6 protein-coding genes are annotated in these 7,812 nt (G+C 46.4%); all 6 read right to left on the reverse strand.

The window, feature by feature from the left end:
- Positions 1-2,484 precede the first annotated feature (2,484 nt).
- Positions 2,485-3,123, reverse strand: a complete 639-nt coding sequence (locus tag HMPREF9304_RS12540) for a thymidylate synthase (RefSeq protein ID WP_036929785.1) — start codon at positions 3,121-3,123, stop codon at positions 2,485-2,487.
- A 25-nt stretch (positions 3,124-3,148) separates the two neighbouring features.
- The gene (locus HMPREF9304_RS12545) at positions 3,149-3,979 is read right to left on the reverse strand and encodes a DNA adenine methylase (protein ID WP_036929787.1); all 831 of its coding nucleotides are present in this window, start codon (positions 3,977-3,979) and stop codon (positions 3,149-3,151) included.
- A gap of 66 nt (positions 3,980-4,045) precedes the next feature.
- Positions 4,046-4,288 carry a hypothetical protein gene (locus tag HMPREF9304_RS12550; protein WP_036929793.1) on the reverse strand — a complete coding sequence of 81 codons (243 nt, stop codon included), beginning with the start codon at positions 4,286-4,288 and terminating at the stop codon, positions 4,046-4,048.
- Positions 4,289-4,712: 424 nt separating this feature from the next.
- Positions 4,713-5,282, reverse strand: a complete 570-nt coding sequence (locus tag HMPREF9304_RS12555) for a phage virion morphogenesis family protein (protein ID WP_036929789.1) — start codon at positions 5,280-5,282, stop codon at positions 4,713-4,715.
- A gap of 267 nt (positions 5,283-5,549) precedes the next feature.
- A complete protein-coding gene (locus HMPREF9304_RS12560; protein WP_231564540.1) occupies positions 5,550-6,554 on the reverse strand; it encodes an LPD3 domain-containing protein in 1,005 nt (334 codons plus the stop codon).
- Positions 6,555-6,715: 161 nt separating this feature from the next.
- The coding region (locus tag HMPREF9304_RS12565; RefSeq protein ID WP_081953725.1) for a phage portal protein family protein at positions 6,716-7,812 on the reverse strand (1,097 nt) is incomplete at its 5' end.

Here is a 7,812-nt window from a genome sequence, read left to right on the forward strand (position 1 = left end):
GATGATTCTATTTCTTTGCATGATAGGTATTCTTTTATGTTTAATGCCAGCTTCTGCCNCCGATGATNCCGCCACCGCCTAAGGGGGCATGTTGNAATGAGCGATGTTGCTCCAGACATTCAAATGCTTGGATGGAGTTACCAAGCCAACGCCCCAAAGCATCGTTGGCAATATCCTTGATGCTTNTTGCCATGAATATTTCTTTTTTCCAAAANCCCATCCGGACAGTCATATATGCCCATAACTCCGTGTAGGAACGTCTGATGCTGNCGTCTATCTCGTCAATGGAATTGTTGATATCACCCAAAATGGTCATTAAATCCGAAGTGGTACAATTTCTTACACCAGTCATAATTTCGGCTAATTCAGAGTAGGACTTCCATAGCTGTGAAGCTCCATGATAAACACCCTCGACGGCTCGTTGACTGGCTTTGATGATTATGGTGTCGCTTGTCCAGATGGCTCCATGTTGGAGGATTTCCTTGTTGTAGGTATTCAATAGATCATAATAGGCTTCGAGATTACTCTTGCAACTNTTAAAACTGTTANAAGCATGGAAGCCAGTGGCGGTTGAGNTCAAAATGAGGTTGATAATATTGAAACACTTTCTATATTTGTCCAACTTCTTGTTGACCGCAGCGTAATCTTCCATAGAGTGCATACTCTTTTCATGATAANTAATCACGCCTTCCTCGGCAAGGGTACGCAATTCCAACATAGCCCTGACGGTCTTGTGGTTATGGATCATTGCTTCCAACGAGACGGGATCGGTCGGGAAATCTAATGCCTTGACTTCACTCGGAATAAATAGAAGACAAAGGCTCATCACCAGTATGTATACCAATTTATTCATGTTTTCTATTATTTATGCTATGCCTTAATTTTCGCTTGTTGTGGTGTTGTTTTGTAAAGAGGTACTTGCGGAAGTCTTCTTGGCTTTGTCACTTGCATCGTTCCACCGTTGCAGCGCATACTCGGCAATAGTTCCTCGTGACTTTCTTGTAATGGGGTTGAAGATGTGATTGGTCAAGAAATCCTTGATGGTCTGACGATCATTCATGACTTTTTCCAAAAGAACCAGCTGGGAATAGATTAANCTAAGTTGGTATTCCACGTTTCTGGCCACATCTAAACGATCGCTGGCCCAAAGCAANTGAATGGCATCTGGGTCTTCTTCNTTTGCCAAGTTCTTGGCATAGTTGTATCTTACCGAAATAGAACAGTCAGGCATGTCTTCCATCAATTGCTTTTGACGCTCGTTGACCTTTGCTGCACGCTCTTTCTCCGATAGNTTCACGTCAAGTTTCATAGTCTCTATGATATTCTCTGAAGAAAAAGAAGCAGAGAGCTTGTAGTCGACGCTCAATATGGCACGGTGAATCCTTATAAGATTCCATCCAAACCAAGGTATAAGATAACTTGGAGGTTGAGATAACGTGAGAGTGGCGGTGTAAGTTACCTCACTCTTTACCTGTGCACAATAAGCATGACGNACGAAAATATATTTATTGTCACCATTGGTCCACTCTCCGTCATCCTGCCAGGATAGCTTGTAAAGCCCTTCTAATTCTCTCATGTTTGCAGGAATACGATAAGGATCTCCATTGTCCTCAGTAAGATCTTTATAATATTCTGATATGGCAGTNTTTATCTTACCAAGATAAGACTGTATCTGCGAAAGCTGACGTTTTGAAGCTGCCTGATTTTTACTAATGGTTTCATAANGTGAACGTAGCTCGGAAACCTTGTTCTCATCATGTGCCATTTTGGCTTGTTTTATCTGCTCTATCAAGGCTCTCATCTCCCTATCCATGGAACGGATTTGCTCATTAATATTCTTNATATCGGCTTGATATTCTAACTTCTTTTTTTGCAGCATCTTGATATCATCGTTGCCAGACTTAGGAGAGGCTACCATGGCAAAATTCTTTGACTTGGGATCTTCCAGATGCTTTCCCTGATTACCGTTCTCCTTCCAGTTGAAGGACCCTTCTGCAAGGGTAGAGCCGTCGGCACAGCTGGCGGAGAACACAGCGGAATTNCAACCTTTCATCTTGTTCTCATCTGCCATTGTGTAGTATTTAGGAGCATCGTAGCCTAACTTGTAAACAACTTGCTGAGAGGGTTCTTTGTCACTCTCTAAGCTGTTGTAGTATTTGAGCTGATTATCCATTCTTTTCTTGAAAGTATTCTCATCCATAGACTCGGAGTCAAACACTTCTGAATAGACTTCCTGCTTGGAACTCCAAGACTCCCTGACNGTCATGTTCACAGTCCAGTGCATGCCACGCCAATGCGCTGAAGATTTCCACATGTTGCCATCTTTGTCTCTAATTATAATCCGCAAAACGAAACGTTCCGAAAAAACAAAACGAAGCGATGTGTTTCGTAAAACGAAATGTTCTTTTTTCGACTTCCCCACACATAACTTAAAAACGCCTCAGAAGACTCTGGGGCGTTTTAAGTTTCTTAATCATAAAAATCTCACACATTTAAGTCGAACTTCACGTTCTCATCACCATCAAGCAGTAGCCTTGTTCGCTCTAAATTGTTCTCGTATATGTGTACATTTCCGAGATTCAGTGTGATGTTCTTCAATGGTAGGTCTATCTGGCGTGCCATGAGATAGAGGTGGTATATATCTGCTGGCAGTCCAAGGTTCGCATCACTGCTTCGCTGGTAGGCTGACAATATCAGCTCACCTTTGTCAATTTGAAATTGTACAAGGCTGAGGCATGGTGCCTGGTTGCTCTCCGCACCTGTTTCACCAAGGAACAATACATAATTCTTGCTGTTCCGCTTCTCACGGTTTATCCTCGCTAACAATGGCGGCAGCTTCTCAAAGTAGGTGGGATAACTATTGACGAGCACGGAGCCACAATAGTCCCACCAGTTTATGCCTACCTCGCGGTATTTCTCCACTTGCCGCTCACCCTGCATAAAGAGTTGGAGTTCGTTCTTCAGTTTCTTTCTGGCTATGCCGTGGCTCTCGAATATATCGAGCAAGTCAGCAGGCGACAATGAAAGTTGCTCATTGAGCACGTAACGGATATTGCCTTTCTTGTTGGTCTGAGTTTTTCCTTGTTCCAGGATCTTGTTCAGTATCTGATAGTATTTGTTCATCGTTCAAACGGTATTAGAATGTTATTCAAGCAACATCCGTATAGAGCATGATGTCCGTGTAGGACGAACTGTAATTCATGTGAGCGTTGAACTCCTTGCGGTGGCAGTTCCTGAAAGGGTTGCCAAGGTTAGGGTGATTTCCCATCCAGTCGCACAGCTCTATGACGGAGGATTTGTTCGAGGTGAAATAGATGAATCTATGCCCAGCGAGAACTGTCAGCACATCAAGGTAATCGGACAGTTTCCAATACATTCTGTAGGTCTTGCTGTCCGTGCTCAGATAGGGCGGATCGACGAGGAACACAACGCCAGGTACGTCCTTGTAACGCTCAAATACTTCCTTATAATCGCAGGAGGTAATGGTCAGCCCATCGAGATAGTCGTCGCAGGGTGGGTAATCCACTCCCTTGATGTTATTATATAAAGTATCTTTCTCCAGGTCTGAATATTCCGTGGCATACTTCATTGAAAACAAAATAGATGAAGACAACGTGATATAATCCACATACCCGTGGGTACGCTCATGCTTGCGGATACACGACAGTACCTGTTCGCGCTGTGTACCTATGATAGCCTTGTGGCGTGGCACATCCACTATTGTCCGTAATTCTGAAAGCAAGGCATTCGTTTGGGGTAAGGCTTCCAGCCGTTTACGATAGCCGTCAAAGTCATTATACACAACGGTGGAGTTCGGCTTCTGACACTTGGCGATATGCGACAACAGACCGCTGCCGCCAAATAAATCCACGAAGGTTGTACCGTCAGGGTACTGCTGGAGTACCTTAATGTACTCCCGGGCAAACATCCGCTTCTGTCCCTGGAATGGAAGCGGTGCTGAAAGATGTTGTTTTCTCATTATCGCACTTATTTTGTGCGACAAAGGTTGTCATATTCGGTGAAGCAGAAGAACAATCTCACCAAATCATACTGCAAGCGGTTTGCAGTCACTTTTGAATCGCTTGATGAGTGTGTACACTTTACGCTCGCTCACCGCATACCTTTCCGAAAGCAGGGCAACAATATATGATACTTTCTCCCCACGCTTCAGCAAGTTGGTGTAATCTGTATATAAGTCCACAAACTCTTCGTCTTCCAGGCGTATTCCCGCTATTTTGAGCCTTTTTATCAGCTCCCTGTTAAATTTCAAGACCTCAATTATCTTCATCATTATAATATTTTGTATCTTTGCAATATCTCACTTACATAAACGCAAAAAGAAGTACCGCAACGAGGGTATTGGCCCCCAGTCGTGCGGTACTTCGTATTGCTTTAATATGTAGGTGAGATGACTATTAACAGGCCGGGGGCTTTTTATTTTTCTCCCCCGAATGTTTCTTTACAACATTATACCATTCATAGTTTTATCAATAATGTTATGGTGATAAAAGGCATCGTTTGTATTATTCTTTGCCCAGCTTTTTGTTGAAAAATATGGCTTATTATTACTCCAATGAGCTTCTTCCGAAATCTTACTTCTGTATACTTTGAAATTAAAAAATTATTTCCAATATTTGCAGTGACGATTCCGTAGCTAATGACTACCGATTCGTCGACTGCGGGGGCTGGCCATAGGTCAGCCGTCCGTTTTTTTATTTGCTTATGATGTCTTCGACTTCCTTGTTAATGGCCTCTTCGATTTTCTTGTCCAGCTCGCGGCTTTCTCCAATGAACTGCCGCTGCGGTATGTGTATGGTTGAGCCTACTGGCTTTTGTGCCATGTGGTACCAGAAGTCGGCCTCGGAATTCTTGTGTTTCCTTGCCCACGAGTCTCCGTTTTCCTCCCGGAACTTTGCCCAGAAGAATCGTTTCATTCTTTTTGTTACTACGATGTCTCCACCTGAATTGTGTATGTCGGCGTATGGTACGGATGTACCTACGGTTACGGCTGCGTCGGTGGGCGCATAGGCTATGGATCCGTAGAGGCTCTGCCGTGATGACATGAGCGGCTTATACTGTTTGCCGGCCCCGTGCGCGTACTGCTGTCTGTGCGTGCGCTGCCATGGATGCAGTCCCCCGTCAACGAACCCACCCTTCCGGAAGTTGTCCTGGAAGTGGTCTTTTGCCATGCGTCCGACCTTGACGGGCAGGGTGCGTTGTCTGGCATGCTCTATCTCGCGGCTATACTGCTGTAGGAGCTGTAGAAACTGCTGGGGTGTCATGGTTGGTGCTTTTTTATTTGTATTTGCTGTTTTTTCCTCATTTTGTTTAGCGTTTGAGAAATAATGTGTACATTTGCATCAGCTTCGCAAGAAGTTAGGGACAGGGCGCAAGCCGTGTACCACCCGAGGGCGTTTTTTAGCGTCCTCTTTTTTTTTATCACATTTCTTCTTCATTTTATTTTGTTGTTTTGAAATTATTACTTATATTTGCGGTGAGAATAGTCTTGACGTCTATGCTGGATTGTATTTCCAGCCGTGACATTGAGGCTATTTTTTGTTTAGTCCTATGAGTACATTCGGGCTATCAGAAACGCTGTAGAGCATGATGCTACCATCTTGATACTCCTTGACGATGATCCAACTCTTGTCGGCTTTGATTTCAATTTCGAAAATGTGTACGAACTTGGTTCCCGCCTTTTGTGACACATCGGTCTTTTTCCCAAGATACTTTGCGTTTTGAAGTACTTTCCCTATAGAGAGTATCATCAAGTTTTTTTCCTGATAGTGTATGTGCGGCTGGTTTGTCCATTCGTCAATACTTCTTCTTGAAATTTTGATTTTCCCTTTTAATTTCGGGTGTGAAATTGTTGTTCCCTGCAGGGTTTTCCTTGCCTCTTTCTTGATTTCCTGAAATTCCTCTTTTCTTACTGCTTTCTCGACGGCCTCTCTGGCCCCCGGGTACGCATTTGCGATGTAGGGGTGCGATGGTTCGAAGAGCTGCGCCGTGCGGCCTGGGTTGCTGTCGAGCCCCGGCTGGGGGTCGTGGGCGTTTGCCGGGTCGGCGGGCACCGTGGTTGTGGGTTTGTCGGTGGCGCGCAAGTCGCACTTGCAGTTCCATCGGTCTCCCGGTCTGTGTTGTTCCCAGAAGGGGTGGTCAACGGGCAGTATAGTTCCCCAGAAAGGCATGTGGTCTGCTCCCGGGTTGGGTGATGTGGATGGCATCCACTCGAGGTTTGGAAGTACATCTTTCTCTCGCTGGAACTGCTGCCAGTTGGCAGCTTGCCTTGCGCGGAGCACGGCGGTGTCGTACTCCGTTCGCAGCCATGCCTTGCACTGGTGTGAGGTAATGTCCTGCACATCGTTTTTCCACCGTTCAAACGGCTTTAGATTGCCGTTTGAATCCATGAGCTGCCGTGCGACATCGTTCTGCAGCCGGTGCGTCTTGAACGCTGCGAATACGGCTGTGTTGTGTCGCAGCGCGTTGAGAAAGTCGTCTTCTGGCCTTTGAGCCTGTCTGATTCCCTTGTCGGCAGCGGTGTTGAGTGTGGACACGAACGCGTGGAAGAATGCCGGCTCGATGTCGGTTTTTGGATTGAAGTTTCGCCTGTAGATGTTGTGAAGTGCACGTTCGATGACTTCGTCGGACATCGCAAAGCCCTTTTCGGTCGATGCGAGGCAGCACTTTCCTTCGTGCCCATAGTAGAGGTCGTTGACTACCAGTCTAAATGAGCCCCGTCCTGCGGGGCCTGGGCGAAAAAATGGTGTACGTTCTTTTGCTGTTGTTTCTTACCATCACTCTTCCCTTTTTGGTCGTCGTTGTTTTGCGGCTGCACTTGAGAATCGGAACGAGTTTTATTTTTCTCGTTAGTACGGGAATTGTCGTCCGGGTCTTCCTGTGGCTCCATTACAGGCATGTTGTTCCTACGCTCTCCCACTGGCATGGAATACTTTTCAGCGAAGTAAGCCGGATCCACTTCGTATCGGTCAGCCACCATCGTTTCGTAAGCCACCTGCTGCTCCGGCGTGAAATCAACGGAGTAGTCCCAGTCGAATCGGAATCCCTCGAGTGGGAATCCATGCGCCACCATGCGTGGCAAGAGCTGATTGTTGATGATATCCCTGAGCATATCGGCATCCTCTTCCACAAGGTTTTGGAACACCTGCAAGTGGGTCTGACTTTGCGAGAGGCTGCTTCCGTCCTCAATGGTCATGGTCTGTCCGATGATGAGTTTCGAGAGTTCTGAGTTGGAGCGATCCACGCGCTGGTTGTAGACATTGTAAGCATCGCCACGTGTGGATTCGATAAACTCAAGTTCGGTGTCGAGTGGCATGACGGCGGTCTGCGAGGCACCTGCCTCGATGAGCATGCGGTTCAACCGGTCTATCTCCTTGCTATCACGCGAGGCAGTCTTAGCTATGCGCATGGGCATGCCGAAAATTTCGCCGAAGGTGTCCCAGAAAGCGAGCATATTTTTCTTTGGGATAGTGTGCTGCGCAGCTTTTAAGAACAACCCGAGATTGTCTGGCTGTCCCGCCTCTATGAGCCAGCTGGAAAACGGCGGCTTGCGGTAATCAATTCCCGTGTTCCAGCTTTGCCCAAGGTCGCTCACGACACGTCCATATTCAGGAATGACATGTTTGCGCGGTATGAGCCTAACGCCACTATAGCAAGCGCACCCGTCGCCGTCCTGCACGATGTCTCCCAGCTCAATGAGCGAGTGTCCCCAGTATACGGAATCAAGCGCGAGACGGCACAGCTGCTTGAACCACGACTGGTCGAAATAATGCAATGCCTCGTCGCTCTCGTTCC

Source organism: Hoylesella timonensis S9-PR14 (assembly GCF_000762405.1).
In the GTDB taxonomy this organism is placed as follows: Bacteria; Bacteroidota; Bacteroidia; order Bacteroidales; family Bacteroidaceae; genus Prevotella; species Prevotella timonensis_A.